This is a genomic window from Pseudonocardia sp. P1 (assembly GCF_000178675.2).
GTDB lineage: Bacteria > Actinomycetota > Actinomycetes > Mycobacteriales > Pseudonocardiaceae > Pseudonocardia.
Map to the genome: position 1 here is coordinate 2,750,602 of NZ_ADUJ02000001.1, position 26,210 is coordinate 2,776,811.

Below are 26,210 nucleotides of genomic sequence, written 5' to 3' on the forward strand. Positions count from 1 at the left end.
GGCCCCGGCCCGGCGCCGGCTCTAGGCTCGCCCCATGGCCTCGGCACGGGTGTTCGTCGCGCGGATGGCCGGGCTGGCCGTGTTCGGGCCGGACGGCGAGCGGATCGGGAAGGTCCGCGACGTCGTCGTGTCGCTGCGGGTCGACAGCCACCCGCCGCGGGTGCTCGGGCTGGTCGTGGACCTGTCGGCGCGGCGGAGCATCTTCGTCCCGATGCTGCGGGTCTCCGACGTGGCGCCGACCGCGGTCACGCTGGCCAGCGGGTCGGTGAACCTGCGCGGGTTCGACCAGCGGCCGAACGAGACGCTCGTCGTCGGTGAGCTGCTGAACTCCACGGTGGGCGTGCGCGAGTCGGGGGCGTCGGGCGTCGTCGTGGACGCGGCGATCGAGCCGACCCGGACCCGGGACTGGGCGATCACGAAGGTCGCGGTCCGGTTCCGCCGGGCGCGACTGTCCCGTCGCCCGCGCGTCGAGGTGTACGGCTGGGAGGCCGTGTCCGGGCTCGACGTCGCCGCCACCCAGGGCGCCGACCGGCTGCTGGCGGTGTTCGACACGATGCGCCCCGCCGACGTCGCGGCGGCCCTGTCCCGGCTGCCCGACGAGCGGCAGCGGCAGGTCGTCGACGCCCTCGACGACGAGCGTCTCGCCGACGTGTTCGAGGAGCTGTCCGAGTCCGACCAGCGGGAGCTGCTGGCCTACCTCGACGACGACCGGGCCGCCGACGTGCTCGAGGCGATGAGCCCGGACGACGCCGCGGACCTGCTCGGCGAGCTGTCCGACGACGAGGCCGGCCGGCTGCTGGAGCTGATGGAGCCCGACGAGTCCGAGCCCGTCCGGCGGCTGCTGCGCTACGAGTGGGACACCGCGGGCGGTCTCATGACCCCCGAGCCGATCACGCTGTCCCCGGACGCGACGGTCGCGGAGGCGCTGGCCCGGGTCCGGAACCCGGAGGTGCCGCCCGCGCTGGCGTCGATGGTGTTCGTCGTCCGGCCGCCGACGGCGACCCCGACCGGGCGCTACCTCGGCTGTGTGCACGCCCAGCAGCTGCTCCGTGCCGCACCGTTCGAGCTGGTCGCGGGCATGGTGGACACCGAGCTGCAGCAGCTCGGCCCGGAGGCGGGGCTGGGTGCGGTGACGCGCTGGTTCGCCAGCTACAACCTGGTCGCCGGCCCGGTGGTCGACGCCGAGGACCACCTGCTCGGTGCGGTCACCGTCGACGACGTGCTGGACCACCTGCTGCCGCAGGGCTGGCGGGACCGCGACCTCGCCCCCGGCGAGGTGCACAGCGGCACCGCGAACGGCGGGGACACCGGCGGTGCGGAGGTGCGCGGTGCCTGAGGCCCCCGTCGGACGCCGGCTCGACCAGCCCCGCGTCGGACGCCGGCGGTTCGAGGTCGACCCGGACGGCTTCGCCCGGCTGTCCGAGCGCATCGCACGGTTCCTCGGGACGGGGCGCTTCCTGGCGATCCAGTCCGTCATCGTGGTCTTCTGGATCGCGCTGAACCTGATCGCCTGGCGGATCCAGTGGGACCCGTACCCGTTCATCCTGCTGAACCTGGCGTTCTCCACCCAGGCGGCGTACGCGGCACCGTTGATCCTGCTGGCCCAGAACCGGCAGGACGACCGGGACCGGATCGCGCTGGACGAGGACCGGCGCCGGGCCGAGCGGACCAAGGCCGACACCGAGTTCCTCGCCCGCGAGCTCGCGGCGCTCCGGCTGGCGGTCGGTGAGACGGCCAGCCGGGACTACCTCCGCGGGGAGCTGGAGAAGCTCACCGACCGGCTCGACGACGCGGTCGCCCGCGCGGCCGAGGGCACCGGTCCGGCCCCGCACGCGGAGAAGGACGACCGCAAGCGGGGCCGCAAGAAGGACCGGTTCAGGGGATGAGCTTGCGGCTGATCCGCTCGAGGTCGACGAGATCGGCGGGGTCGAGCCGGTCGGCGAAGTGCTCGCGGACCCCGCGCAGGTGCGTCGTGGCGGCGATCCGCAGGCGCTCGTAGCCGGCGTCGGTCAGCTTGGCGGTGACGCCGCGGCCGTCGCCGGCGAACTTGGCGCGGGCGACCAGCCCGGCCCGCTCCAGCCGGTCCACCAGCCGGGTCACCCCGGACCGGGACAGCAGGACGGCGTCGGCGAGCTCGGTCATCCGCAGCCGGTGCTCCGGGGCCTCGGAGAGCTGCACGAGGACGTCGTACGCGGCCAGTGAGAGCTGCTGCTCGACCTCCAGCTCGCCCTCGAGCAGCTTGGTGATGCCGGCGTGCGCGCGCAGGAAGCTGCGCCACGACGCCAGCTCCTCGCGCGTCGGGACCGCGCGGCGCCGCCCGGTGAGCTCGCGCCCCGGGGCGCCGACGGTGTCCTCCACCGAGACGATGCTAGGGGGACGCCGACTGCGGCGTGGTGGGAGGCACGCGTCGTGTCCCGTACCCGCACGTAGCATGGGTGGGACGCGAGAGGAAAGAGGTCGTCAGGCTCATGTCCGTCACCGACAGCACCAGCACCGTCGAGGACCGGGTGCGCGCCGCTCTCGGCACCGTCGAGGACCCGGAGATCCACAAGCCGATCACCGAGCTGGGGATGGTCAAGAGCGTCGCCGTGTCGGCCGACGGGCTCGCCGAGGTCGGCGTCTACCTGACCGTCGCCGGCTGCCCGATGCGCGAGACCATCACCACCCGGGTGACCGACGCCGTCACGAAGGTCCCGGGCGTCGAGCGGGTCGAGGTCGAGCTCGACGTGATGAGCGACGAGCAGCGCACCGAGCTCCGCAAGTCGCTGCGCGGCGACTCCGACGAGCCCGAGATCCCGTTCGCCCAGCCCGGGTCGATGACCCGCGTCTACTGCGTGGCGTCCGGCAAGGGCGGAGTCGGCAAGTCCTCGGTCACCGTCAACCTGGCCGCGTCGATGGCGCGACGCGGGCTGAAGGTCGGCGTGGTCGACGCCGACATCTACGGCCACTCGGTGCCCCGCATGATCGGGGCGGACGACCGGCCGACCAAGGTCGACAACATGATCATGCCGCCGCAGTCGCACGGCGTGAAGGTCATCTCGATCGGCATGTTCACCGACGGGAACACCCCGGTCGTCTGGCGTGGGCCGATGCTGCACCGGGCCCTGCAGCAGTTCCTCGCCGACGTCTTCTGGGGCGATCTGGATGTCCTGCTGCTGGACCTGCCCCCCGGCACCGGCGACGTCGCCATCTCGACCGCGCAGCTCGTGCCCAACGCCGAGCTGCTCGTCGTCACCACCCCGCAGCAGGCGGCCGCCGAGGTGGCCGAGCGGGCCGGTGCGATCTCCACGCAGACCCGTCAGCGGCTGGCCGGCGTCGTGGAGAACATGTCGTGGCTGGAGATGCCCGACGGCTCCCGCAACGAGCTGTTCGGCTCCGGCGGCGGGCAGATCGTGGCCGACTCGCTCTCGAAGATCGTCGGCGCACCGGTGCCGCTGCTCGGGCAGGTCCCGCTCGAGGTGGCGCTGCGCGAGGGCGGCGACGCCGGGAACCCGATCGTGCTGGGCAGGCCCGAGTCCGGGGCCGCGCAGGCCCTGGAGGGCATCGCCGAGAAGCTCACGGTCCGTTCGCGCGGGCTGGCCGGGATGAGCCTGAACATCTCGCCCGTCGGGCGCTGAGTACACCGGGTCCGCCCGGACGACGAACGGCCCCGCACACCGATCGGTGTGCGGGGCCGTTCGCGGTTCCCCCGGGGTTGGTCAGGACAGCGCGTCGTCGAGCGCCTTGGTCCAGAGCGCGAGGCCCTCGTCGATCTGCTCGCCGGTGACGACCAGCGGCGGGATCATCCGGACGATGTTGCCCTGGACGCCGCAGGTCAGCAGGAGCAGACCCTGCGCGGCTGCGGCGGCATGGACCTTCGCCGCGGTGGCGCCGTCCGGGTTGCCCGCGGCGTCGACGAGCTCGATGCCGACCATCAGGCCACGGCCGCGGACGTCGCCGATCGCGGCGATCCCCTGCGCCGCGTCCCGGACCCCGGCGACGAGCTTCTCGCCCTGCACCCGGGCGTTCTCGACGAGACCCTCGCCCTGCACGACGTCCAGGGTGGCCAGGGCCGCGGCGCAGGCGACGGCGTTGCCGCCGTAGGTGCCGCCCTGCGAGCCCGGCCAGGCCTTCTCCATGATCGCCTTCGGCGCGGCGATCGCGGACAGCGGGAACCCGGACGCGAGCCCCTTCGCGGTGACGATGACGTCCGGCGTGAAGCCCTCGGCGTGCTGGTGACCCCAGAACCTGCCGGTGCGGCCGTAGCCCGTCTGCACCTCGTCGGCGATCAGCAGGATGCCGTGCTTGTCGGCCCGCTCCCGCAGACCGTGCAGGAACGCGGACGGGGTCGGGACGTAGCCACCCTCGCCGAGCACCGGCTCGACGATGAAGGCCGCGACGTCCGACGCCGGCGCGGAGCTGGCCAGGACCCGGTCGAGCTCGCGCAGCGCGAACGCGACGGTGTCCTCCTCCGACCAGCCGTAGCGGTAGGCGTAGGGGAACGGGGAGAACGCGACCCCGCCCATCATCGGGCCGATCCCGGCGCGGATCTTCGCACCGGAGGTGGTGAGCGCCGCGGCGCCCATCGTGCGGCCGTGGAACCCGCCGTCGAAGGCGACGATCGTGGAGCGGCCGGTGGCCTGGCGCGCGAGCCGCACCGAGGCCTCGACGGCCTCCGAGCCGGAGTTGGTGAAGAAGACCGAGTCGATGCCCTCGGGCAGGACCTCGCCCATCCGCTCGACCAGCTTCAGCAGCGGCTGGTGCATGACGGTCGTGTACTGGCCGTGGATCAGGGTGCCGACCTGCTCCTGCGCCGCCTTGACGACCGTCGGGTGGCAGTGCCCGGTGGACGTGACGCCGATGCCGGCGGTGAAGTCGAGGTGCCGGCGGCCGTCCGTGTCGTACAGGTAGACGCCCTCACCGCGGGCGGCCTGGACCGGGGTGGCCTGCTTCAGCAGCGGGGACAGCTGTGCCATGGGTTCGCAGCTCCTGGTGCGTCGAGGTGTCCGGCGTGCGGCTGGGATCCGGGTCCGTCGACCCGAGTTGTCGAGTTGTCGACAATCCAAGGGAAGCATGCGCGACCGGGGCGGGGCAAGGGCCTCCCCTGGCTCCCTTTGCTCTGCACACCGGTACGCGCCGGGGGGGGCAGAGCCGGGACTCCGGCACCGGGCCGGCTCCGACCCGCCCGGCCCGGGGGCCGCGCAGGCGGGTGGTGCGTACCGGTGTGCAGAGCAAAGCGGCCCACGGGCAGCACCCTCCCGGGCGGGCGGGCGGGCAGGCAGGCGGCCGGGCGGATCGGTGGGTCGGGACGCCCGTCAGCTCAGGAGACCCGCGATGACCAGCAGGACCGGCACCGCGACGATCGTCGATGCCAGTGCGGACTCACGGGCCACGGAGACGGCGCGGTCGTAGCGCACCGCGTAGCCGAACACGTTCTGCGCGGTCGGCAGCGCGGCCAGGACGACGGCGGCCAGCAACGCCGGCCCCGTCAGCCCGAGCAGGCCGGCGGCCAGGGCCCAGGCGAGCAGCGGGTGCACGACGTTCTTGATCGCGACGGCGGTCCACACCGAGCCTGCGGTGTCCCCGAGGCCCGGCAGCCGGGCGCCGTGCAGGGAGATCCCGAACGCGAGCAGCATCGCGGGCACGGCGAGGTCGGCGAGCAGGTCGATCGGCGCCGCGACCGGCTCGGGCAGCGTGATCCCCGTACCCGACACGATCAGTCCGGCCGCCGTCGCGAGGGCGATCGGGTTGCGCAGCGGCGCGAACGCGATGCGCGTCCAGCCGGGACGCTCGCCGCGGCCGTCGCCGGGCAGGATGTCCATCAGCGTCGTGAACAGCGGTGTGAGGATCGCGAGCTGGAACAGCAGCACCGGTGCGACGGTCGCCGGGTCGCCGAGCACGTAGGTCGCGATCGGGATGCCGAGGTTGCCGGCGTTGACGTAGCCCGACGCCATCGAGCCGACCACCGCCTCCCCCGCGGGCCGGCGGCGCAGCAGCGCGATCGGGACGAACAACGCGCAGGCCAGGGAGCTGGTGACGGCCGTGACCACGAGCGCGGAGGAGAAGACCGCACCGACGTCGGCCCGGGACAGGGTGGTGAACAGCAGTGCGGGCGAGGCGACGAAGAACGCCGTGCGCGCCAGGACCCGGGACCCGTTGTCGCCGAGGACCCCGCCCCGGCCCAGGGCGTACCCGACGGCGACGACGACCGTGATGACCAGGAATCCCTCGAGCACGCCCGTCACGTGCCCAGATGTTACGTATGCGAACGATCGCGCGGGGCGGCGAGCGCCCCGATTCACACGGTTCCGGCTCAGGCGGCCCCGGGCATCGCGGCGAGGATCCGGGTGACGGCATCGTCCATGTGTGCGGCCAGCCGGTCGAGCAGGAGCTCGGTCCGGCCGTCGCGCAGGGCGTCGCGCAGCCGCTCGTGCTCGGCGAGCAGCTCCGGGGCGGGCGGGGCGGTCTGCTGGAACGCGGCCAGGCACATCCGGGTCTCGACGAGCAGCCCGTCGGTCATCCGGCGCAGCCGCGGGCTCCCGGACGCCGCGACCAGCGCGGCGTGGAAGTCGTGGTCGGCGTCGGCGAGGCCGATCGCGTCCCCGGCCGCCGCGGCGGCCTCCATCGCACCGAGCGGGATCTCCAGCGCGACGACGGCCGACGCCCGGTCCCCCGCCAGCACCTGCAGCGCTGCGGCCCGCTCGACCGCGGTCCGGGCCAGGTACACGTCACGGACGTCGTCGGGGCCGAGCTCGCGCACGAACAGGCCGCGGTGCCGCTCGCTGCGCAGGAGCCCCTCGGCGACGAGCCGCTGCATCGCCTCGCGCAGCGGCCCCCGGCTCACCCCGAGCCGTCCGGCCAGGTCCACCTCGCCGAGCTGGGTGCCCGGCGCGAACGTGCCGCGCATGATCGCGGCGCGGATCCGGTCCGCGACGATCTCCGCGGTCGACCGCCGGCTGACCGGCTCCAGGTCCGAGACGTCCAGGCCCACCCGGGCTCACCCCTTCCGGAACAACGTCCCCAGCCCGGGGCGGTCGACGTCCGAGCCGGCCAGGCGCAGGCCCTGCCAGATGCTGACCTGGTTGGCCGTCAGCACCGGCTTGCCGAGACGCTCGTCGAGCGCGTCCAGGATCTCCACGGTGTGCAGTGCGGTGTCCGGCAGCAGCACCGCGTCGGCGGCCGGCGCGTCCGACGACACCGCGTCGGCGAACTCGAGCACCGTCGACGACGGCAGCGTCCCGACCTCCGCGGCGGTGATGATGTCCCGCGCGGAGACGGTCAGCACCGAGATGCCGTGGTGGGTCAGGAACTGCACGAACGCCCCGGCGACGTCCGGCGGGTAGGTCGCGCCGACCGCCACCGTCGTGACGCCGAGCCGCTTGCAGGCGTCCACGAACGCGAACGACGTGCTCGACGCCGGCACGCCCGCCGCCTTCTCCAGCGCCGCCGCCTGCCGGGCCGCCCCCTCGGGGCCGAAGATGAAGCTGCCCGAGGTGCAGGCCCAGACGACCGAGTCGAGGGGCCCCGCCTCGGCGGCGACGCGCCCGGCCGCCTCGGCGAGGACGTCGTCGCCACCGATGTCGAGCAGCGCGTCCTCCCGGTGTGCGTCCACCTTCATCTCGGAGTGGACAAGCGGGAGCCTGCTGCCGTCGGCGAGGAGCTTCTCGGCGCGGGGGTAGTCGTCCTCCGCGGAGTATCCGGGGTACAGGATGCCGACCGTGCTCATGTTGTCGACAATCCTACAGAGCCCGGGGTCACCGCAAGGGGCTCACTCGACCCGCGAGTAGACGAGCCGCTCCCCGACGCTGCCGGAACGCCAGACGTCGTGGCAGGCCGTCGCGATCGCGTCCAGCCCGTCGACGATCGTCGCGAAGACGTTCCCGGGCACCCAGCCGACGTCGCCGTTCAGCAGCAGGTTGTTCCGGCCGTAGAAGATCGCCAGGTCGATGCCGCCCTGGTCGGCGTCGATGCCCTGGTCGTCCTTGAAGGCCGCGTCGAGCATGCCCCCGTGGAAGTCGAAATAGCAGACGTCGCCCGGGATCGGGGTGACGGTCGGGTTCTCCTGGCCGATCCGCGGGCCGAACCGCGGAACGATCGTGTAGACCTCGTTGCGGGCGTACTTGGCGTGCTGCGCGTCACCACCCTGCGGGCCGCCCGCGAGGGCCTCCCAGACCGCCGCGGACGTCCGCGGCGCCTCCTTCTCCAGCAGTTCCGCGGTGCACGCGACACCGCGCTTCGCGAGTTCGATCCTGATCAGCTTGGGCATCCGTTTCCCCTCGGACGTTCGCGGATACGGGGAGACCTCCACCGGATAGGTGGATTGTTGACAATCCTAGGTGCGCTTCCTAGCGTGTCAACGCCGCCCGACCTCCCCACCGACAGGATCTCCCGTTGCCGGTTTCCGCTGGTCAGGACCCCACCACCATCACCGCGCTGTGCGCGGGCGACGCCCCGCCCGGGATCGATGACCGCATCGGTGACGCACGCCTCAGGATCGTGTCGAGCGCCGACGAGCTGGCCGCCGCGCTCCCCGGCAGCGACGTCCTGCTCACCTGGGACTTCACCTCGGACGCCGTCCGGCAGGTGTGGTCGCCCGAGCGCACCGCCGACCTGCGCTGGGTGCACACCGCCAGCGCCGGCGTCGACCGGGTCGCGTTCCCCGAGCTGCTCAGCTCCCCGGTGACGCTGACGAACTCGCGCGGCGTGTTCGACCGGCCGATGGCCGAGTTCGTGCTCGGCGCGGTGATCGCCTTCGCCAAGGACACCGCCCGGTCGCTGGCCCTGCAGCGCGAGCGCACCTGGCAGCACCGCGAGACCGAGACCGTCGCCGGGAAGGTCGCCACCGTCGTCGGGAGCGGCCCGATCGGGCACGCGATCGCCGACCTGCTCGGTGCCGTCGGGATGACCGTGCGGCTGGTCGGCCGCCGCGCGGCCGATGGCGTGCACGCCTTCGACGAGCTGCCCGGGCTCCTGCCCGACTCCGACCACCTGGTGCTCGCCGCGCCGCTGACCGACGCGACCCGCGGCATGCTGCACAGCGGGACGATCGCGCTGCTCCCCGAGCGGGCGCGGGTGATCAACGTCGGGCGGGGGCCGTTGGTCGTGCAGGACGACCTGACCGACGCGCTGGCGTCCGGCCGGATCGCGGGCGCCGCACTGGACGTCTTCGAGGTCGAGCCGCTCCCCGCGGACTCGCCGCTCTGGGACATGGAGAACGTCCTGCTCTCCCCGCACATGTCCGGTGACGTCGTCGGCTGGAAGACCATGCTCGTCGACCTGTTCGCCGACAACCTCGCGCGCTTCCGGGAGGGCCGGGAGCTGCGCAACGTCGTGGACCCGGAACGCGGGTACGTCAGCACCGGGGCGAACTCGTGAGCCCCGCAGACAGCACCGGGGCGAACTCGTGAGCCCCGCAGAAGAGACTGCCACCGGAGGGAACTCGTGAGCGAGACGACCGCGGACCTGAGCGCGACCGAGCTGCTGGCCGCCTACCGCACCGGCGAGGTCTCCCCCGTCCAGGCCACCCGGGACGCGCTGGACCGCATCGAGGCCCACGACGGGGCCGTCAACGCCTACTGCCTCGTCGACGCGGACTCCGCGCTGGCGCGGGCCAAGGAGTCCGAGGCGCGCTGGCAGGCCGGCGAGCCGATCGGCCCGCTGGACGGCGTCCCCACCTCGATCAAGGACATGCTCCTGACGATCGGCTGGCCGACCCGCCGCGGATCGACGACGACCTCGCCCGACGGCCCGTTCGAGGTCGACGGCCCGCCGGTCGCCCGGGTCCGCGCCGCCGGCGCGGTGTTGCTGGGCAAGAACACCACCCCGGAGCTGGCCTGGAAGGGCGTCACCGACTCGCCGCTGACCGGCGTCACCACGAACCCGTGGGACGCGACGAGGACGGCGGGCGGCTCGTCGGGCGGGTCCGCGTCGGCCGTCGGCTTGGGAATGGGCCCGCTGTCGCTGGGGACCGACGCCGGTGGCTCGGTCCGGATCCCCGCCGCCTTCACCGGGACGGTCGCGCACAAGCCCACCTACGGCCGCATCGCACACTACCCGGGTTCGGCCTTCGGCACCCTCGCCCACGTCGGCCCGATGACCCGCACCGTCGCCGACGCGGCGCTGCTGCACGACGTCGTCGCCCAGCCCGACACCCGCGACCCGTGGGTGTTCGACGTGCCCCGGGAGTCCGCCGTCGAGCGGCTGGCCGGCGGGGCCCAGGGCCTGCGGATCGCGTTCTCGCCCACGCTCGGCTTCGTCGACGTCGACCCGGAGGTGGCCGCGCTGGTCGCCGACGCCGTCGCGGTGTTCTCCCGCGCGCTCGGCGCGACCGTGGAGCACGCCGACCCGGGGTTCGCCGACCCGATCGAGCCGTTCCACACGCTCTGGTTCGCCGCGGCGGCCAAGTCGCTCGAACCGATCGGCGCCGAGGCGCGGACGGCGATGGACCCGGCGCTCGTCGGGATCGCCGAGCAGGGCGAGCGGGTGTCCGCGCTCGACTACCTGGGCGCGATGGCCGTCCGCAACGAGCTCGGCACCCTGATGGGCGCCTTCCACGACTCCTACGACCTGCTGCTCACCCCGACGCTGCCGATAACCGCGTTCGAGGGCGGCCGGGAGGTCCCCGAGGGCTGGCACGACCCGCGCTGGACGTCGTGGACGCCGTTCACCTACCCGTTCAACATGACCCAGCAGCCGGCGACGTCGGTGCCGTGCGGGTTCACCTCCGCCGGGCTGCCGGTCGGGCTGCAGGTCGTGGGGCCGCGGCACGCCGACGCGACCGTCCTGGCCGCGGCGCACGCCTACCAGCAGGCCACGGAGCACCACCTGCGCCGGCCGGCCCTGCTGGGCTGAGCCCGCCCTTCGCCCCGGGCCCCGGGGCGTCCCGTCAGGTCGCGTCGGGGTCGACCGGCGGCTGCTCCCCGGAGGACAGCGGCTGCTGCGGCGGCCGGGGCGCCGGTGCGGGTGCGCTCGTCGCGGCGCCCGCAGCACCGGCGGCACCGGTCGCCGCCACGCCCCCGGCAGCGGCCGCGGAGCCGTTCGAGCCTGCGGCACCGGGCGCGAACCCGTTCGGCTTCACCGGGTCGTCGTCGGAGAACAGGCTGCGGGTGATGGCGCGGCGGGGGTTCAGCGACCGCAGGCTCCGCAGGTCGTCCAGGGGCTGGCGGATCTGGTCGAACTCCGGGCCCAGTTCCTTCTTCAGGTGGTTCTGGGCGCCGGTGGCGTAGTCCTTGACCTGCCGTACGGCGCTGCCCAGCCAGCGGGCGGCCTCGGGGAGGCGGTCGGGGCCGAGGATGAACAGACCCGCGACCACGAGGACGAGGATCTCCCACATGCCGATGTTCTCGAACACACCGTCAGCGTACGGCCGGTCCCTGTGAGACCGGTGTGCGCCGGTCCTCCTCAGCGCTCGCCGAGCGTCGCGGTCACGGTGAGCGGTCGGCCCTGACGGACGAGCTCGATCGGGATCTGCTCACCGGGGTCGTGCTCCCGCACCGCGACGACGAACTCGTCGGCGCCGGCGATGGGACGGCCCGCGACCCGGACGACGACGTCACCCTCCACGACACCCGCGGCCGCGGCCGGTCCCCCGGCGACGACGTTCTGCACCTGGGCACCGTCGGTGGAGCCGTCGGTCACCGAGCGCGCGTTCACCCCGAGATCGGCGTGCGCGACCCGGCCGCTGCGGATGAGCTCCTCGGCGATCGCGCGTGCGTCGTCGATCGGGATGGCGAACCCGAGGCCGATCGAGCCGCCCTGACCGCCGCCCTCGGCGGCGCTCGCGCTGCGGATCGCGGTGTTGATCCCGACGACGGCGCCGGTCGCGTCCACCAGCGGCCCGCCCGAGTTGCCGGGGTTGATCGCGGCGTCGGTCTGCACGGCGTCGATGACGGCGTCACCGGCGCTGCCCTCCGGGTCGAGCCGGACCGGGCGGTCGACGGCCGAGACGATGCCGGTCGTCACGGTGCCGGCCAGCCCGAACGGCGACCCGATCGCGATCACCGCGTCGCCGACGGCGAGCTCCGAGGACCGGCCGATGGCCGCCACCGTCGGGTTCGCGACCGGCACCTTCACCACGGCGAGGTCGGTCATCGGGTCGGCGCCGACCACGGTCGCCGGGAGCCGGGAACCGTCGGAGAACACGGCCTCGACCGAGCCCTCACCGGGCCCCGCGGCGGGCGCGACGACGTGGTCGTTGGTCAGGACGTAGCCCTCGGGGTCGATGACGATGCCGGAACCGTTGCCCGCCTGGTTGCCGACCGACACCTCCAGCGACACCACCGACGGCAGGACCCGGCCGGCGACCTCCGGTACCGACCCGGGCGGACGTTCCTTCGCCTCCTCCGCCGACGCGAGCACCGCGCCGGGGCTGGTCAGCTCGCTCGCCCCGGACGCCGTCCAGTGCCCGACGAGACCGCCGAGCGCGCCGATGCCGAGCGCCAGCACGCCGAGGAGTGCCAGGGCGCGGGGCTGCACCCGCTTGCCGAAGAGGACGTCGCGGACGCTGAGCCGCGGACCGTCCTCCGGGTCGGGACCGGGCTCGGGGTCGGCGTCGCCGTGCGGGGCGGACGCGACCACCGGGGTCCCCGGATCCCGCCACGGGTCGTCGGTGGAACCGCCCGGCCAGAACGCCTCTTTGCTCTGCTCACCGGGAGTGGCCGGACCCTCCGCCTCGTCGGCCGCCGGCCGTTGCAGGCCGGGGCCCCCGTCCTCGGGCCTGCCGAACGCACGGGCGACCGCGGCCGTCGGCGGCGGTGCGGCGGGCAGGCCGGAGCCGTTGCGCGAGCCGTGCCGCGGCGGAGGTGCGAACGAGGAGCCGACGCCGTCCGGACGTCCGAACGCGGCCCGCTCACCCGGATCGGTGTCCGGGCGGGTCAGCGGACGCGGCCGCAGCCGGGGCGGAGCTGATCCGGCCGGGTCTCCGGGGCGGTCGTCCCCGTGGTCGGGAGTCCCGCTCATCGGCGGCCCGTCACGCACGACGTCGCGTCACCCCACAGCACCCCGCCAGACTGCCGGTCCGGCGGTGAAGTCCCTGTATCGGTCCGGCGCCGTCAGCCGGACGGGGGCAGCCCGGCGTTGCGGACGGTGGAGGTCGGCGCCGCCGGGGCGACACCACCGGTCGGCGACGCGGGGGTGCCCGGCGCCGGCGTGGCCGACGACGAGCGCTGACGCGGGGCCTGCGTCGGGGTGGTGGCGAACCGGGCGACGGCGGCGGCTCCGGGACCCGGGCCGCCGGGGGCCGGGGCCGACGTCGTCGCGGCCGGTACGCCGAACGCGAGCGCGCCCAGCGCGATCCCGGACACGGCTGCACCGGTGCCGAGCCGCACCCGCCGCGACCGGCGGGAGCGGCGCTCTCCGGTGTCACCGAACTCGGCGGGACGCAGCACCGAGACGAGCTCGCCGTCGGGTGTGAGCGAGAGGCCCGCCGGCGGCGGGGGGGAGTTCGGTGTCCTGCGGGATCGACCGCAGCGCGCTCATCAGCGACGGCGGCAGGGTCGGCGCGTCGGCACCGCGCAGCGCGGACCGGGCCCGCCGCTGCTCGGCGACCTCGGCCGCGCAGTCCGGGCAGTGCCCGAGGTGCCGGGTGGCCCGGTCGTGCGGGCCGCGGGCCAGCTCGTCGTCCACGTAGGCGACGACCGCCTCGAGCGTCAGGTGGGCCTCCCCCCAGTCCGGGGGGACGACCTGGAAACGCCGTCGATCGGTCACGACGTCAACTCTGCCACCGGGTTGCGGTCGGTTGCCACCGCCTCGTCCCGCTCGGCGGCACGGTGCCGCTCCAGCGACGCGCGCAGCGCGGTCCGCCCGCGGTGGATCCGGCTGCGCACCGTGCCCAGCTTCACACCGAGCGTCGCGCCGATCTCCTCGTAGGACAGGCCCTCGACGTCGCACAGGACGACGGCGACCCGGAAGTCCGGCGGGAGCTCGTCCAGCGCGGCCTGCAGGTGCGGGTCCAGGTGGTTGATCGCGAACACGGTCTCCGGCTCGGGGCCGCCACCGGGGAGCCGCTCGGTGTCCTCCGGCAGGCCCTCCATCCGGAGGCGGGCGCGGCGGCGGACCATGTCCAGGAACAGGTTCGTCGTGATGCGGTGCAGCCAGCCCTCGAACGTGCCCGGCTTGTACGACGCGAGCGAGCGGAACACCCGGATGAACGTCTCCTGGGTGAGGTCCTCGGCGTCGTGCTGGTTGCCGGACAGGCGGTAGGCGAGCCGGTAGACACGGTCGGCGTGCTCCCGGACGACCTCGTCCCAGCTGGGCGGGGTCCAGTCGGCGCCCTCACCGGGGCGCGTGCCGGCGGCGTCCCGGACAGGGGCGTCGTCGGCGGTTCGAGGAGCAGGCATCGGGGCGGGGCACCTCCGTCGATCGCGGCCGGTCGGTTGTTCGCTCGCCCGCGAGGTCTGGTTCGTTGCAGTACAGAGTGCCCGCCGCTGATGAGGAGCATGTGAAACGGATCTGAGAGAAGTCTGTGAAATCGTTCCGGACCGGTACGTAGATAATCTTGCGCCATGAGCACACCCGCGGGGGGCGCCGCGTACGCCGAGGGCTACCTCGCCGAGGACGACGCGCTCGGCGAGGCCCGTGCGCTCGGCACGTCGGCGGGCGCGCACCCGATCTCCCCGGCCGGCGGTGCGGCGCTGTCCGTGCTGGCGGCGACGGTCGCCGCGCGCGCCGTCGTCGAGATCGGCACCGGAGCCGGTGTCAGCGGGCTCTACCTGCTCCGGGGCATGGCGGCGGACGGCGTGCTCACCACCATCGACGTCGACCCGGAGCTGCAGCGCGCGGCGAAGCGCACCGCGATCGGCGCCGGCTACGGTCCCGGCCGGCTGCGCCTGATCAACGGGATGGCGCTCGACGTGCTGCCGCGGCTCACCGACGGCGGCTACGACCTCGTCGTCGCGGACGCCGTCCCCGCCGAGTACCCGGGCTACCTCGCCGAGGCGGTCCGGCTGCTCCGCCCCGGTGGCGTGCTGGTCCTGGAGGGTGTGCTCGACGGGGGCCGCGTCGCGGGCGACGGCTCGGACGACGGCCCGGGGACGGCGGCCCTGCGCGAGACCGCCGCGCTGGTGCGCGACGACGAGCGGCTGCTCTCCGCGCTGCTCCCGGTGGCGGACGGCATGCTCTGCGCCGTCCGCCGGTGACTCACTGGGCCGTGACGCCCTTCCCGAGCACGACGACGCCGCCGTTGGAGACGGTGTAGCGGCTGCGGTCCAGGTTGAGGTCGACGCCGATCAGCGCGCCGTCCGGTACGACGACGTTCTTGTCCAGGATCGCCCGCCGCACGACCGCGCCCCGCCCGATCCGGGCACCCGGCAGCACCACCGAGTCGGAGACCTCCGCGCCGCCCTGGACGCTGACGTTCGGGCTGATCACCGACCGGCGCACGATGGCCCCGGAGATGATCGTCCCGGCGCCGACGATCGAGTCCTGCGCGATGCCGCCCTCGACGAACTTCGCCGGCGGCAGGGCGGGCGTCGCGGTGCGGATCGGCCAGCGCGCGTTGTACAGGTTGAAGATCGGGTGCACGGAGACGAGGTCGGTGTGCGCGTCGTAGTACGCGTCGATGGTCCCGACGTCGCGCCAGTAGCCCTCGTCACGATCGGTCGCGCCGGGGACGACGTTGTCGGCGAAGTCGTAGACGTGCGCGTCCCCCTTCGCCACCAGCGCCGGGATGATGTCGCCGCCCATGTCGTGGTCGGAGTCCGCGTTCGCGGCGTCGGCCTTCAGCGCGTCGAGCAGCGCCTCGGTCGTGAAGACGTAGTTGCCCATCGACGCGAAGGTGACCTCGGGGTCGTCCGGCACGTGCGGCGGGTCGGACGGCTTCTCCAGGAACTCGGTGATCCGCCCGGTCTCGTCGGAGGCGATGCAGCCGAACGCCTTGGCCTCGGCCCGCGGCACCCGGATACCGGCGACGGTGACGCCCGCGCCGGACTCGGCGTGCTGGGCGATCATCTGCGCCGGGTCCATCCGGTAGACGTGGTCGGCGCCGAACACGGCGATGTACTCGGGCTCGTCGTCGTAGACCAGGTTCAGGCTCTGGAAGATCGCGTCGGCGCTGCCCGTGTACCAGCGGCGGCCGAGCCGCTGCTGCGCCGGGACCGTGGTGATGTACTGGTCGAGGACGCTGGACAGCCGCCACGTCGTGGAGATGTGCCGGTCCAGCGAGTGGGACTTGTACTGGGTCAGCACGCAGAGCCGGTCCATGCCCGCGTTCACCAGGTTCGACAGGACGAAGTCGATGAGCCGGTAGTTGCCACCGAACGGGACGGCGGGCTTGGCGCGATCGGCGGTGAGGGGCCAGAGGCGCTTGCCCTCCCCGCCGGCCAGCACGATTCCGAGAACCCTTCCGGGAAGACGCCCGGACGCCGTCGGTCGCATGGTGTGAACAGTAGTAGGCACACGGTGGCGGGGCCATATGTCCGGTGCTGCCGGACCCGGCCGGAGCGATCCGGGCACACCGGTGGGTCGCGTGGCGGCACCCGGACGCAGTAGCGTCACCCGCCGTGCGCGTCGGCCTGCTCACCCGTGAATACCCACCTGCCGTCTACGGCGGCGCCGGAGTCCACGTCGGACACCTCGTCCCCGCCCTGCGGGAGCTGGTCGACGTCGACGTCCACTGCTTCGCCGAGCCGGGGATCGACGCCCCGGCCGACGCCCGCGCGCACTCCGCGCCACCGCTGCCCGACGGCGCCAACGCAGCGCTGACGACGCTGGGCGTGGACCTGTCGATGGCCGCCGAGCTGGAGCGGTGCGACGTCCTGCACTCGCACACCTGGTACGCCAACATGGCCGGCCACATCGGCGCGCTGCTGCACGGCCGCCCGCACGTCGTGACCGCGCACTCGCTGGAGCCGCTGCGCCCCTGGAAGGCCGAGCAGCTCGGCGGCGGGTACCGGCTGTCGTCGTGGGTGGAGCGGACCGCCTACGAGGCCGCGGACGCCGTCGTCGCGGTGTCGCACGGCATGCGCCGCGACGTCCTCGCGGCGTACCCGGCGATCGACCCGGAGCTGGTGCACGTGGTGCACAACGGGATCGACACCGGCTTCTACGCGCCCGACCCGGCCCGCGACGCCCTCCTCGAGAACGGCGTGGACCCGGACCGGCCGATGGTGGTGTTCGTCGGGCGGATCACCCGGCAGAAGGGGCTGAAGCACCTCGTCGCGGCGGCGCACCGGTTCGACCCGGCGGCGCAGGTCGTGCTGTGTGCCGGCGCGCCGGACACCGCGGAGATCGCGGCCGAGACCGAGGCGGCGGTGACGGAGCTGTCGGCGTCGCGCTCCGGCGTCGTCTGGATCCAGCGGATGCTGAAGACCACCGAGGTGCGGCAGCTGCTGTCCGCGGCGACGGTGTTCGTGTGCCCGTCGGTGTACGAGCCGCTGGGGATCGTGAACCTGGAGGCCATGGCCTGCGGGACGGCCGTCGTCGCGTCCGACGTCGGCGGGATCCCGGAGGTCGTCGCGGACGGCGAGACGGGTCTGCTCGCGCACTACGACCCGGCCGACACCGAGGGGTTCGAGAAGTCCATCGCCGACGGGGTCAACGCGCTGGTGGCGGACCCGGAGCGGGCGGCGCGGATGGGTGAGCGGGGCCGGGAGCGGGCGGTCGCCGAGTTCGCCTGGGCGGAGATGGCCCGCCGGACCCTCGAGGTCTACGAGAGCGTGGCCTGAACGACGGCGGGGCCGGTCACCCGGCCCCGCCGTCGCACCGCTCGACCGAGGGGGAGCGGTCGGTCAGCCGACGGTCGACTTGAGCGCCTCGCTGAGGTCCGTGGCCTCGTCCGGGGTCATCTCGACGACCAGACGCCCACCGCCCTCGAGCGGGACGCGCATCACGATGCCCCGACCCTCCTTGGTGACTTCCATGGGCCCGTCGCCGGTGCGGGGCTTCATCGCGGCCATTCGTCCGTCCTCCGTCAGCTTCCTCAACAGTCGTTCCTCGGGGACGCGCTCGGGGCACGCGCCGACCGTGGACCTCCATTGTTCCCCATCCCCGGTGGCGGGGTGCAACCGAGGCGATCACGGCGCGGGCGCGGACGCGTGCGCGTTCACGCAGCGCAACAGCGCGGCGACCGTCCGGCGTGGTCGTCTCAGGCGTCCCGGGCGGTGCCGGCCCGCCAGCAGTACGCGACGTGGTCGTCGACGAGACCGGTCGCCTGCATGAGGGCGTAGCAGGTCGTCGGGCCGACGAACCGGAACCCGCGCTTCTTGAGCGCCTTCGACAAGGCGGTGGACTCCGGGGTGCTCCCGGGGACGTCCTCGATCCGGGCCGGGCGGGGATGCTCGGCCGGGTCCGGGGCGAACGAGGCGAGGAGGCCGCCGAGGTCGTCACCGGCGTCGGCCAGGTCGAGGACGGCCCGCGCGTTGGTGACCGCGGCCTCGATCTTCTGCCGGTTCCGGACGATGCGGGCGTCGGTGAGGAGGCGGGCCACGTCGTCGTCCCCGAATCGGGCGACGCGCTCGGGGTCGAAGTCGTGGAAGACCTCGCGGAACGCCGGGCGCTTGCGCAGGATGACGATCCACGACAGGCCGGACTGGAACCCCTCGAGGGTCATGCGTTCGAACCAGGCCGCGGTGCCGTGGACGGGGTGGCCCCACTCGTCGTCGTGGTAGGCGACGTAGTCGGGGGCCGAGAGCGCCCAGTCGCAGCGGCCCCTCCCGTCCGGTGCCTCTGCTCTGCTCACCTCGGCGCTCCTCCCCCGTCCTGCCCGTGATGGCGCTGCTCGGTGCGCCGCGCCATCGCACGCAGGGAGTGCGCGACCCCGGCCCGCATCGCCGGCCGGACGACCGGCCAGCCGAGCCGGCCCAGTGCCCCGAGCGGCAGCTCCAGCAGTTCGGTCCACAGGAACCGGGACCGGCCGGGCCCGAGCTCCTCGACGACGAACACCCCGTCACCCCGGATGACGGTGCCGGTGTGCGTGACGACGATCCGTCGCGTCCCGGACCCGCCGGCGGGCGGCTCGGTCCACTCGGTGACCCGCATCGTGTCGGCGACGCCGAGCGGACCGAGCCCGGTCGTGGCGCGCAGCTCGGTGCCGACCGAACGGCCGTCCCCCGAGGTGATCTGGACGGTCGTGGCGAGCATCCACTCCGACTGGCCCTCGAGGTCGGAGACGACCTCCCAGAGCACCGCGGCGGGTACGTCGACGTCGACCGGGACGGTCAGCTCCGCCGGCCCTTTGCTCTGCTCACCGTCACGCACGTCGCCCACTCCCCCGCCCGTCCCTTGCTCTGCTCACTCCGGCGCACACCCCCGAGCCCGCGGCCCGCGATTTCACCGCTGCCGGCGCGGATCCTCCCCCGGGGTCTCCCCGGCGTGCATCCGCGCGATCGTCGCCTCCAGCCGGGCGACCCGGTCGGCCAGCTCGTGCCGGTCGGCGCGGACCCGGTCCAGCTCACCGGCCAGCCGGTCCAGCGCCCAGTCGACCTCGGCCATCCGGTACCCGCGCAGGACCTGCTGGAACCGCAGGTCCCGCACGTCGGAGCCGGCCACCTCGCGTGCGGGCAGCCGGGTCGGCGTCGCGTCCGGCGCGAGCGGGGCCAGCTCCTCGCCCCGCCCGAAGACGGCGGCGGCGATCACGAAGACGAGCGCCGCCACCACGGCGAGGACGAGCACGTACACCAGCGCGGTCCCCATGGACCCATCTCATCACGAGCGGACGACGGCGGCGCCCGCCCCACGCGGCCGGGCGCCCACGTCCACCGGCTCGGCCGGACCGCCGGCGCGGACGTCACCGGGCGGGGGACGGTCGACCTGGACGAGGGGGTGTGTCTCGGTGCGCCAGCCGGGGGCACCGTCGTCGTCTCCGGGCAGGAACCCCACGAGGCCGGCGCCGGAGTCGTCGATCCCGCACCGGTCCAGCGCGGTCGCGAGCACCTCCCGCGAGGTACGGGCGAGCTCGTGCAGCGGCCGGTTGCGGTGCCGCCGGACGCCGAGATCGGCCTGCCCGACCGCCTCGGGACCCCGGAGCGCGACGGTGTCGAGCAGCAGGCCGACGTCGACGCCGTACCCCGTGGCGAACGGCAGCCGGTCGAGCAGCCCCACGGTGGCCGCGTACTCACCGCCGAGGGGCTGCCGGACGTGCCGCAGCCCGGGCCGCAGCGCCGCCAGCAGGGGCCGGGCCATGAGCTCGGTGACCCGGCCGCCCTCGTGACCGTCCGGCCCGTCGAGCGGACGGCGGTGGAAACCCTTCACCAGCGCCGTCCCCGGCTGGTGCAGCAACGGCGCCACCAACCGTGGGACGAGCTCGGGGTCCGGGTCGACGAGATCGGCGTCGACGAAACAGATCAGGTCGGACGGGGCGGCTCCGGATCCCAGCGCGACGACCGCCCGCCACATCGCCTCGCCCTTGCCGGGCAGCACCGGGACATCCGGCACCGCGCGTTCCCGGTCGAGCACACGGGCACCGGCCGCGGCGGCGCGCTCCGCCGTGCGGTCGGTGGAGCCCGAGTCGAGGACGACGACGTCGTCCACCAGTGCGGTCGGCCCACCCGCGAGCCGCACGAGACCGGAGACCAGTGGGCCGATCGTCGTCTCCTCGTCCAGCGCGGGCAGGACGACGGTGATCCGGCGACCGTCCTTGGACGCGGCCAGGCGCTCCGGATCGACGGACGGCACGCCGTCGCCGCCCGGGCGGCTCACGCGACGGGACGGGCGCAGGCGTCGAGGGCGGCGCCGACGAGCGCGGCGCCGTCCGGTCCTGCGCCGTCGGATCGGACCACCTGCAGCCGTCCCATCGGAGGGCGCGCGGCGAAACCGCGGTCCTGCAGGCCCGCGACCCAGTCGAGCAGCCCGTCCCAGTGCCCGTCCGGGTCGAGCACGACGACCGGCTTGTCGTGCAGACCGAGCACCCCCGACGTCCACACCTCGAACAGTTCCTCGCAGGTCCCGATGCCGCCGGGGAGGGCCAGGAACGCGTCGGACCGCTCCTCCATCTGGCGCTTGCGGTCCCGCATGCTGTCGGTGATCACGAGCTCGTCGCTCTCGTGGTCTGCCCACTCCCAGTCGACCATGGACTTCGGGATGATCCCAACGGTCCGGCCGCCCGCCGAGCGGGCACCGGCGGCGACCGCACCCATCATGGAACGACGCCCGCCGCCCGACACGAGTGTCCAGCCGCGGTCCGCGACGCCCCGGCCGACGGCCCCGGCGAGATCGAGGTAGTGCTCGGCGACGCCGTCGGAGCTGGCGCAGTACACGCAGACGGAGAACCCGGGTGCGGCGTCGGTCATCAGTGCGTCTCCTCCCAGGCGTGGTAGGCCTCGCCGACGACGTCGACGGCGTCGTCGATGTCGTCGGTCAGGTAGAGCAGGTCCATGTCCTTCTCGGAGACCTTCCCGTCGCGCAGCACGGTCTTCGCGATCCAGTCGTGCAGCCCACCCCAGTAGTCGGTGCCGAGCAGGACGACCGGGAACTTGGTGACCTTCTTGGTCTGCACGAGGACGAGGGCCTCGAACAGCTCGTCGAGGGTGCCGAAGCCACCGGGCAGGCAGACGAACGCCTGCGAGTACTTCACGAACATCGTCTTGCGCGCGAAGAAGTACCGGAAGTTGATCCCGAGGTCGACCCACGGGTTCAGGCCCTGCTCGAACGGCAGCTCGATGCCCAGCCCGACCGAGAGACCCCCGGCCTCCGACGCGCCCCGGTTGGCCGCCTCCATCGCGCCCGGACCACCGCCGGTGATCACAGCGAAACCGGCTCCGGCCAGCCGGGCCCCGAGCTCGCGCCCCTGTTCGTACTCGGCCGAGCCGACCGGTGTGCGGGCCGACCCGAACACCGTGGCGGCCCGGGGCAGTTCGGCGAGCATCCCGAAGCCCTCGACGAACTCCGCCTGGATCCGCAGGACCCGCCACGGATCGGTGTGCACCCAGTCCGTCGGCCCCCGCGAGTCGAGCAGCCGCTGGTCGGTGGTCGTCGGCTCGATGCTGCGGCTGCGCCGCAGCACGACCGGGCCACGCTGCTTCTCCGGCAGCCTCTGGGGATCGGCGTTCTCGTCGGCCATGCGGCTCACGGTATTCCGCGTGCGTGCACGCCGATCGCCCGGCTGGCTCAGGGCGCGAGGTAGCGGCGCAGCACGGCCGCGCAGGCGGTGATCGCGTCCTCGGCGACGTGTTCCTCGCGGGTGTGCGCCAGGTTCGGGTCACCGGGTCCGTAGTTGACGGCCGGGATGCCGAGGGCAGCGAACCGCGAGACGTCGGTCCAGCCGTACTTCGCGCGCGGCGTGGCGCCGCTCGCGGTGACGAACTCGGCGGCGGCGGGCGCCGACAGCCCCGGCAGCGCCCCCGGCGAGAGATCGGTGACGGTCAGCGGGAACCCGTCGAACACCTCGCGGACGTGCTCCACGGCCTGGTCCGCCGAGCGGTCCGGCGCGAACCGGAAGTTGACGGTGACGACGCACTCGTCCGGGACGACGTTGCCGGCGACACCGCCGCCGATCCGCACCGCCTGCAGCCCCTCGCGGTAGAGGCAGCCGTCGATGTCGACGTCGCGGGCGTCGTAGGCGGCGAGCCGGGCGAGGATCTCGCCGGCGCGGTGGATCGCGTTGTCGCCCAGCCAGGACCGCGCGGAGTGCGCGCGCCGCCCCGAGGTGCGGAGCTCGACCCGCAACGTGCCCTGGCAGCCTGCCTCGAGCGCACCGTCGGTGGGCTCACCGAGGATCGCGAGATCGGCGTCGAGCCAGTCCCGGTGCTCGCGCTCGATCCGGCCCAGCCCGTTGCGCTCGGCCTCGATCTCCTCGCAGTCGTAGAACACGAAGGCCACGTCGTGCCGCGGATCCGGCAGTGTGGCCGCGAGGTGGGCGAACACGGCGTCGCCGGACTTCATGTCGGACGTGCCGCAGCCGTGCAGGATCCCGTCGGCCCGGTACGACGGCACGTTGTCGGCGATCGGCACCGTGTCGAGGTGCCCGGCCAGGAGGACACGGTGCGACCGGCCGAGGTTCGTGCGGGCGAGCACCGCGTCACCGGACCGCAGGACCTCCAGGTGCGGCGCCTGCGTCCGCAACGCACGCTCGAGCGCGTCGGCGAGCTCCTTCTCGTCCCCGGAGACGCTCGCGACGTCGACCAACGCTGCCGTGAGCGTCACCGGGTCGGAGGTCAGGTCCAGGGCGGGCAGCGTCCTCGTCACCGTCGCGACGCTACCGACCGGCGCTGCAGGTTCCCGGGGCCGCCCGGCTCGGTCGCCACGCCCCGGGCCCGGTTCGCGGACGGACAGTGACCTCGCGCGGGCGGCGCCGTCGTGATCACGGGCCACGCGCCCGAGTCCGGCGGGTCGAGTCGAGGCGGGATCGGGCGGCGGGGGTGTCTACTCCCGGCTTTGCTCTGCACACCGTGGCGCGCGGGCACTCTCGACGTCCGATCACTCGACGAGGTGCGCGCGCATCGGTGTGCAGAGCAAAGGGAGCAGTGCGCACCCCTCCCGGGCCCACCCGATCGGCGCCACGAGGCGCGCCGGCGTACCGGGACGGCACCGGGTAGGCCGCGGGCCGTGGCGCGGAGCGCCGACGCGACTGCCGCCGGAGGAGCGACGTCCGCCGCAACCATCCACAAGTCGTCCGGTTGTCCACAGGCCGGCGAACGACCGCTCCGGACGCCTCGCCGGCAGCCAGGCTCGACCACATGACAGACCATGACCCGGTGCTCGCGGAGCCGCCGGCTGCGCCCGACGACGTGGCGGTCCCCGACGTCTCGGGCCTGGTCCGCGCGGTCCGCCGACGAGCCGAGCTCTCCCAGCGGGAGCTCGCGGAGCGCACCGGGCTGGCCCGGTCGACGATCGGCCGGATCGAGAGCCGGTCGCTCGCGCCGAGCCTCGACACGCTCTCGGCGATCCTCGACGTCGCCGGCCTGCGGCTGGTCGCCGTCGACCAGGAGAACCGCCTCGTGCGGCCGATGGAGGACATCCCGGGCGATGTCCGCGACGGTGCGGGGCGCCGGTTCCCGTCGCACCTGGACACCGTCCTCGACCCCGTGGACGGTGAGTGGTGGGCCGACCGGTTCGGCCTGGCCCGACCGCCGGAGACGTTCCGCCGGGATCGTGCGATGCGCGACGTGATGCGCGCCCGCAGCGTGTGGGAGGTGCGGGTGGCGCTGTACCGGTGCGTCCCGGCTCCTCCGACCGTCGAGCGGTGGATCCAGCTGCAGTCGCGGTGCGAGTCGTGCGGCAGGCTCCCCGCGCCCGTTCCCCCGCCGTTCGCGCCCCAGCGGGTCGCGCGTTACCTGCGGGCCGCTGCCCATCTGAGCGGTGCCGCCACGTCCGGGCACGACGTGGCCCGGCGCACCCACGGCGGCGCGCCACGGGCGTCGCCGGGACGGTAGGTTCGGCGGCCGTGAGTACCGAGTACCGCCGCGAAGGCGCTTCCGGCACCGGCCTGGCCACGGTCACGACCGACGGCACCGTCCTCGACGTCTGGTACCCGGCGCCCGCGCTCGCCGGGACCGACGTGACCGACCCCGCCGACGACCTCGCCGCGCTCGTCGCGACCGACGAGCTGCGCGGGGTGCGCACCGAGGTCGTCCGCACCGAGATCGGCTCGCTGGCCGACGCCCCGGTCGACGCGGCCGACGCCTACCTCCGCCTGCACCTGCTCAGCCACCGGCTGGTCCGGCCGCACCAGGTCAGCCTGGAGGGCCAGTTCGGCCTGCTGGCCAACGTCGTGTGGACCAACCACGGCCCGTGCCCGGTCCCCGGCTTCGAGCTGACCCGCGCGAAGCTACGGTCCCGCGGGCCCGTGACGGTCACGCACGTCGACAAGTTCCCGCGGATGGTCGACTACGTGGTCCCGTCCGGCGTGCGGATCGGCGACGCCGACCGGGTCCGCCTGGGCGCGCACCTCGCCGAGGGCACGACCGTCATGCACGAGGGCTTCGTGAACTTCAACGCCGGCACGCTCGGTGCGTCGATGGTCGAGGGCCGCATCTCGGCCGGCGTCGTCGTCGACGACGGCTCCGACATCGGTGGCGGCGCGTCGATCATGGGCACACTGTCCGGGGGCGGCAAGGAGGTCATCTCGATCGGCCGCCGCTGCCTGCTCGGCGCCAACGCCGGGCTGGGGATCTCGCTGGGCGACGACTGCGTCGTCGAGGCGGGTCTCTACCTGACCGCGGGCACGAAGGTCGTCCTTCCCGACGGGGCGACGACCGCGGCACGCGAGCTCTCCGGGCAGGACGGGCTGCTGCTGCGCCGCAACTCCGTCTCCGGCGCGGTCGAGGCGCTCGCCCGCACCGGCGACGGCATCGCCCTCAACGCCGCACTGCACGCCAACTAGGACGTGAGCATGGACGGGGCCCCGCAGCCTCCCTCGAACCTGTACGGCGTCGCCGACCTGGGCGAACGACTCACGGCCGGGCCCGGTGAGCCGGCCGTCGCCCACGTGCGGGCGCTGCTCGACAAGCGTCTGCGCGCGATGCTGCACCACGAACCCGGTGTCCGGGACGGCTCCGACATCGAGGAGCTGCACCAGATGCGGGTCGCGGTCCGCCGGATGCGGGCCGCTCTCAAGGCGGCCCGCCCGCTCCTCGACCACACCTGGGCCGACGGTCTCCGGTCCGACCTCGGCCGCCTCGGACGGGCACTGGGCCCGGTCCGCGACCTCGACGTCATGATCGAACGCCTGCGCGGCGAGGTCGCGACGCTCCCGCCCGCCGAGCAGGACGCCGGGGACCGTCTCGTCGGTGTGCTCGAGGCCGAACGGATCGCGGCACGGGCGGAGATGCTCGACGAGCTCGACTCCGACCGGCACACCGCGCTGCGGCGACACCTGGTCGAGGCGGTCTCGGAACCGCTGCCGGAGCCGCCCGACGAGGTCGCCCGCCCGGCCCTGATCGACCTGGTGCGCGCCGAGACCCGCAAGCTCACCAAGGCGGTGCGGCGGGCCGGCGAGAACCCGCCGGACATGACGCTGCACGACCTGCGGATCCGCACCAAGCGGCTCCGCTATACCGGCGAGCTCGTCGAACCGGCGATGCGCGACGACGACGGCGACCGCACCAAGGACGCCAAGCACGTCAAGAAGATGCTCAAGGCCGCCGAGGGGCTCCAGGAGGTGCTCGGTGACCACCAGGACGCCTGCGTCGCCGAGCACCGCATCCGGGCCCTGCTGGACGAGCTGGGCAACTCCCCCGACGCGCACGAGGTCTTCGTCGGAGGGCGCCTCGTCGAGCGGGAACGTGCCCGGGCCGAGGACCTCCGCACCCGGTGGTGGGACGCCTGGCTGGAGCTGTCCGAACGCGCCGAGAAGCTCTGAC

General features: G+C 74.0%; 30 protein-coding genes. 10 read left to right on the top strand and 20 right to left on the bottom strand.

Features of this window, described 5'->3' with window-relative positions; translation table 11 throughout:
- Positions 1-34 precede the first annotated feature (34 nt).
- Complete coding sequence (locus PP1_RS12235) at positions 35-1,336, top strand: magnesium transporter MgtE N-terminal domain-containing protein (protein ID WP_010229754.1); 1,302 nt, start codon at positions 35-37, stop codon at positions 1,334-1,336.
- Entirely contained in the window at positions 1,329-1,886 is a 558-nt protein-coding gene (locus tag PP1_RS12240) for a DUF1003 domain-containing protein (RefSeq protein WP_010229756.1), read from the top strand. The genes PP1_RS12235 and PP1_RS12240 overlap by 8 nt, the downstream gene beginning before the upstream one ends.
- On the opposite strand, the gene PP1_RS12245 is transcribed toward PP1_RS12240, so the two are convergent.
- A complete protein-coding gene (locus PP1_RS12245) occupies positions 1,876-2,358 on the bottom strand; it encodes a MarR family winged helix-turn-helix transcriptional regulator (RefSeq protein ID WP_010229758.1) in 483 nt (160 codons plus the stop codon). The two genes, PP1_RS12240 and PP1_RS12245, sit on opposite strands and share 11 nt — an antisense overlap.
- Positions 2,359-2,468: 110 nt before the next feature.
- Between PP1_RS12245 and PP1_RS12250 the strand changes: the two genes are divergently transcribed.
- Positions 2,469-3,617: an Mrp/NBP35 family ATP-binding protein gene (locus PP1_RS12250; protein WP_010229761.1), complete on the top strand. Its 1,149-nt coding sequence runs from the start codon at positions 2,469-2,471 to the stop codon at positions 3,615-3,617.
- Between the two features lie 81 nt (positions 3,618-3,698).
- On the opposite strand, the gene PP1_RS12255 is transcribed toward PP1_RS12250, so the two are convergent.
- The 5 genes from PP1_RS12255 to PP1_RS12275 all read right to left on the bottom strand — a co-directional run bounded on the left by PP1_RS12255 (position 3,699) and on the right by PP1_RS12275 (position 8,245).
- Positions 3,699-4,955 (bottom strand): aspartate aminotransferase family protein, encoded by a 1,257-nt coding sequence (locus PP1_RS12255; RefSeq protein ID WP_010229764.1) that lies wholly within the window; start codon positions 4,953-4,955, stop codon positions 3,699-3,701.
- A gap of 339 nt (positions 4,956-5,294) precedes the next feature.
- Positions 5,295-6,224 carry an AEC family transporter gene (locus PP1_RS12260; RefSeq protein WP_010229767.1) on the bottom strand — a complete coding sequence of 310 codons (930 nt, stop codon included), beginning with the start codon at positions 6,222-6,224 and terminating at the stop codon, positions 5,295-5,297.
- A gap of 68 nt (positions 6,225-6,292) precedes the next feature.
- On the bottom strand, positions 6,293-6,964 hold the full coding sequence (locus PP1_RS12265; protein ID WP_033199509.1) for a GntR family transcriptional regulator: 672 nt from the start codon (positions 6,962-6,964) through the stop codon (positions 6,293-6,295).
- 12 nt (positions 6,965-6,976) lie between these two features.
- Positions 6,977-7,705 carry a maleate cis-trans isomerase family protein gene (locus PP1_RS12270; protein WP_010229771.1) on the bottom strand — a complete coding sequence of 243 codons (729 nt, stop codon included), beginning with the start codon at positions 7,703-7,705 and terminating at the stop codon, positions 6,977-6,979.
- Between the two features lie 42 nt (positions 7,706-7,747).
- Entirely contained in the window at positions 7,748-8,245 is a 498-nt protein-coding gene (locus PP1_RS12275; RefSeq protein ID WP_010229774.1) for a DUF3830 family protein, read from the bottom strand.
- Between the two features lie 125 nt (positions 8,246-8,370).
- Here PP1_RS12275 and PP1_RS12280 point away from each other — a divergent pair, with 125 nt between their 5' ends.
- Together PP1_RS12280 and PP1_RS12285 are read left to right on the top strand one after the other, a co-directional pair.
- The gene (locus tag PP1_RS12280) at positions 8,371-9,354 is read left to right on the top strand and encodes a D-2-hydroxyacid dehydrogenase (RefSeq protein WP_010229777.1); all 984 of its coding nucleotides are present in this window, start codon (positions 8,371-8,373) and stop codon (positions 9,352-9,354) included.
- Between the two features lie 66 nt (positions 9,355-9,420).
- Entirely contained in the window at positions 9,421-10,830 is a 1,410-nt protein-coding gene (locus PP1_RS12285) for an amidase (RefSeq protein WP_075313973.1), read from the top strand.
- A gap of 34 nt (positions 10,831-10,864) precedes the next feature.
- On the opposite strand, the gene tatB is transcribed toward PP1_RS12285, so the two are convergent.
- The 5 genes from tatB to sigE form a co-directional block, all read right to left on the bottom strand.
- Positions 10,865-11,329: a Sec-independent protein translocase protein TatB gene (gene tatB, locus PP1_RS12290; protein WP_060573899.1), complete on the bottom strand. Its 465-nt coding sequence runs from the start codon at positions 11,327-11,329 to the stop codon at positions 10,865-10,867.
- 50 nt (positions 11,330-11,379) lie between these two features.
- Positions 11,380-12,936, bottom strand: a complete 1,557-nt coding sequence (locus PP1_RS12295; protein ID WP_075313972.1) for a S1C family serine protease — start codon at positions 12,934-12,936, stop codon at positions 11,380-11,382.
- Between the two features lie 92 nt (positions 12,937-13,028).
- On the bottom strand, positions 13,029-13,364 hold the full coding sequence (locus tag PP1_RS12300; RefSeq protein WP_075313971.1) for a hypothetical protein: 336 nt from the start codon (positions 13,362-13,364) through the stop codon (positions 13,029-13,031).
- Complete coding sequence (locus PP1_RS12305) at positions 13,339-13,683, bottom strand: anti-sigma factor family protein (RefSeq protein WP_075313970.1); 345 nt, start codon at positions 13,681-13,683, stop codon at positions 13,339-13,341. Before PP1_RS12305 ends, PP1_RS12300 begins: the two co-directional genes overlap by 26 nt.
- Entirely contained in the window at positions 13,680-14,315 is a 636-nt protein-coding gene (gene sigE / locus PP1_RS12310; protein WP_010241558.1) for an RNA polymerase sigma factor SigE, read from the bottom strand. Before sigE ends, PP1_RS12305 begins: the two co-directional genes overlap by 4 nt.
- Positions 14,316-14,480: 165 nt before the next feature.
- Here sigE and PP1_RS12315 point away from each other — a divergent pair, with 165 nt between their 5' ends.
- Positions 14,481-15,113 carry an O-methyltransferase gene (locus tag PP1_RS12315; RefSeq protein ID WP_010241560.1) on the top strand — a complete coding sequence of 211 codons (633 nt, stop codon included), beginning with the start codon at positions 14,481-14,483 and terminating at the stop codon, positions 15,111-15,113.
- A gap of 1 nt (position 15,114) precedes the next feature.
- Here PP1_RS12315 and glgC read toward each other — a convergent pair whose 3' ends face one another.
- Entirely contained in the window at positions 15,115-16,350 is a 1,236-nt protein-coding gene (glgC, locus tag PP1_RS12320) for a glucose-1-phosphate adenylyltransferase (RefSeq protein WP_050802543.1), read from the bottom strand.
- Positions 16,351-16,475: 125 nt separating this feature from the next.
- On the opposite strand from glgC, the gene glgA reads away from it, so the two are divergent.
- Complete coding sequence (gene glgA / locus PP1_RS12325) at positions 16,476-17,639, top strand: glycogen synthase (protein WP_029239978.1); 1,164 nt, start codon at positions 16,476-16,478, stop codon at positions 17,637-17,639.
- Between the two features lie 63 nt (positions 17,640-17,702).
- Here the strand turns inward: glgA and PP1_RS12330 are convergent, their stop codons facing one another.
- The 8 genes from PP1_RS12330 to dapE form a co-directional block, all read right to left on the bottom strand.
- Positions 17,703-17,870 (bottom strand): DUF3117 domain-containing protein, encoded by a 168-nt coding sequence (locus tag PP1_RS12330; RefSeq protein ID WP_010241564.1) that lies wholly within the window; start codon positions 17,868-17,870, stop codon positions 17,703-17,705.
- Between the two features lie 188 nt (positions 17,871-18,058).
- Positions 18,059-18,652 carry a DNA-3-methyladenine glycosylase I gene (locus tag PP1_RS12335; RefSeq protein ID WP_010241565.1) on the bottom strand — a complete coding sequence of 198 codons (594 nt, stop codon included), beginning with the start codon at positions 18,650-18,652 and terminating at the stop codon, positions 18,059-18,061.
- A complete protein-coding gene (locus tag PP1_RS12340; protein ID WP_029239979.1) occupies positions 18,649-19,170 on the bottom strand; it encodes an SRPBCC family protein in 522 nt (173 codons plus the stop codon). Before PP1_RS12340 ends, PP1_RS12335 begins: the two co-directional genes overlap by 4 nt.
- Positions 19,171-19,242: 72 nt before the next feature.
- On the bottom strand, positions 19,243-19,605 hold the full coding sequence (locus PP1_RS12345; protein ID WP_010241567.1) for a DivIVA domain-containing protein: 363 nt from the start codon (positions 19,603-19,605) through the stop codon (positions 19,243-19,245).
- 12 nt (positions 19,606-19,617) lie between these two features.
- Positions 19,618-20,610, bottom strand: coding sequence for a glucosyl-3-phosphoglycerate synthase (locus PP1_RS12350; RefSeq protein WP_010241568.1), 993 nt, complete (start codon positions 20,608-20,610; stop codon positions 19,618-19,620).
- Complete coding sequence (locus PP1_RS12355; protein WP_010241569.1) at positions 20,607-21,200, bottom strand: TIGR00730 family Rossman fold protein; 594 nt, start codon at positions 21,198-21,200, stop codon at positions 20,607-20,609. The genes PP1_RS12350 and PP1_RS12355 overlap by 4 nt, the downstream gene beginning before the upstream one ends.
- Entirely contained in the window at positions 21,200-21,970 is a 771-nt protein-coding gene (locus tag PP1_RS12360; RefSeq protein ID WP_010241570.1) for a TIGR00730 family Rossman fold protein, read from the bottom strand. Before PP1_RS12360 ends, PP1_RS12355 begins: the two co-directional genes overlap by 1 nt.
- A 47-nt stretch (positions 21,971-22,017) precedes the next feature.
- The gene (gene dapE, locus PP1_RS12365) at positions 22,018-23,082 is read right to left on the bottom strand and encodes a succinyl-diaminopimelate desuccinylase (RefSeq protein WP_029239981.1); all 1,065 of its coding nucleotides are present in this window, start codon (positions 23,080-23,082) and stop codon (positions 22,018-22,020) included.
- A 503-nt stretch (positions 23,083-23,585) separates the two neighbouring features.
- On the opposite strand from dapE, the gene PP1_RS12370 reads away from it, so the two are divergent.
- From PP1_RS12370 to PP1_RS12380, 3 genes are read left to right on the top strand one after another with little or no spacing between them, the layout of a single operon-like run.
- Positions 23,586-24,281: a helix-turn-helix transcriptional regulator gene (locus tag PP1_RS12370; RefSeq protein WP_083697019.1), complete on the top strand. Its 696-nt coding sequence runs from the start codon at positions 23,586-23,588 to the stop codon at positions 24,279-24,281.
- Between the two features lie 11 nt (positions 24,282-24,292).
- Positions 24,293-25,231, top strand: a complete 939-nt coding sequence (gene dapD / locus PP1_RS12375; RefSeq protein ID WP_010241575.1) for a 2,3,4,5-tetrahydropyridine-2,6-dicarboxylate N-succinyltransferase — start codon at positions 24,293-24,295, stop codon at positions 25,229-25,231.
- A gap of 9 nt (positions 25,232-25,240) precedes the next feature.
- Positions 25,241-26,209 (top strand): CHAD domain-containing protein, encoded by a 969-nt coding sequence (locus PP1_RS12380; RefSeq protein ID WP_010241578.1) that lies wholly within the window; start codon positions 25,241-25,243, stop codon positions 26,207-26,209.
- Position 26,210: the final 1 nt, after the last annotated feature.

Excerpts from the sequence above, each read along its gene's own strand:
- PP1_RS12235 (WP_010229754.1), top strand. The coding sequence starts at position 35 with ATGGCCTCGGCACGGGTGTTCGTCGCGCGGATGGCCGGGCTGGCCGTG.
- PP1_RS12250 (WP_010229761.1), top strand. The coding sequence starts at position 2,469 with ATGTCCGTCACCGACAGCACCAGCACCGTCGAGGACCGGGTGCGCGCC.
- PP1_RS12255 (WP_010229764.1), bottom strand. The coding sequence starts at position 4,955 with ATGGCACAGCTGTCCCCGCTGCTGAAGCAGGCCACCCCGGTCCAGGCC.
- PP1_RS12270 (WP_010229771.1), bottom strand. The coding sequence starts at position 7,705 with ATGAGCACGGTCGGCATCCTGTACCCCGGATACTCCGCGGAGGACGAC.
- PP1_RS12275 (WP_010229774.1), bottom strand. The coding sequence starts at position 8,245 with ATGCCCAAGCTGATCAGGATCGAACTCGCGAAGCGCGGTGTCGCGTGC.
- PP1_RS12295 (WP_075313972.1), bottom strand. The coding sequence starts at position 12,936 with ATGAGCGGGACTCCCGACCACGGGGACGACCGCCCCGGAGACCCGGCC.
- sigE (WP_010241558.1), bottom strand. The coding sequence starts at position 14,315 with ATGCCTGCTCCTCGAACCGCCGACGACGCCCCTGTCCGGGACGCCGCC.
- PP1_RS12315 (WP_010241560.1), top strand. The coding sequence starts at position 14,481 with ATGAGCACACCCGCGGGGGGCGCCGCGTACGCCGAGGGCTACCTCGCC.
- glgC (WP_050802543.1), bottom strand. The coding sequence starts at position 16,350 with ATGCGACCGACGGCGTCCGGGCGTCTTCCCGGAAGGGTTCTCGGAATC.
- PP1_RS12330 (WP_010241564.1), bottom strand. The coding sequence starts at position 17,870 with ATGGCCGCGATGAAGCCCCGCACCGGCGACGGGCCCATGGAAGTCACC.
- PP1_RS12345 (WP_010241567.1), bottom strand. The coding sequence starts at position 19,605 with ATGGGGACCGCGCTGGTGTACGTGCTCGTCCTCGCCGTGGTGGCGGCG.
- PP1_RS12355 (WP_010241569.1), bottom strand. The coding sequence starts at position 21,200 with ATGACCGACGCCGCACCCGGGTTCTCCGTCTGCGTGTACTGCGCCAGC.
- PP1_RS12360 (WP_010241570.1), bottom strand. The coding sequence starts at position 21,970 with ATGGCCGACGAGAACGCCGATCCCCAGAGGCTGCCGGAGAAGCAGCGT.
- PP1_RS12370 (WP_083697019.1), top strand. The coding sequence starts at position 23,586 with ATGACAGACCATGACCCGGTGCTCGCGGAGCCGCCGGCTGCGCCCGAC.
- PP1_RS12380 (WP_010241578.1), top strand. The coding sequence starts at position 25,241 with ATGGACGGGGCCCCGCAGCCTCCCTCGAACCTGTACGGCGTCGCCGAC.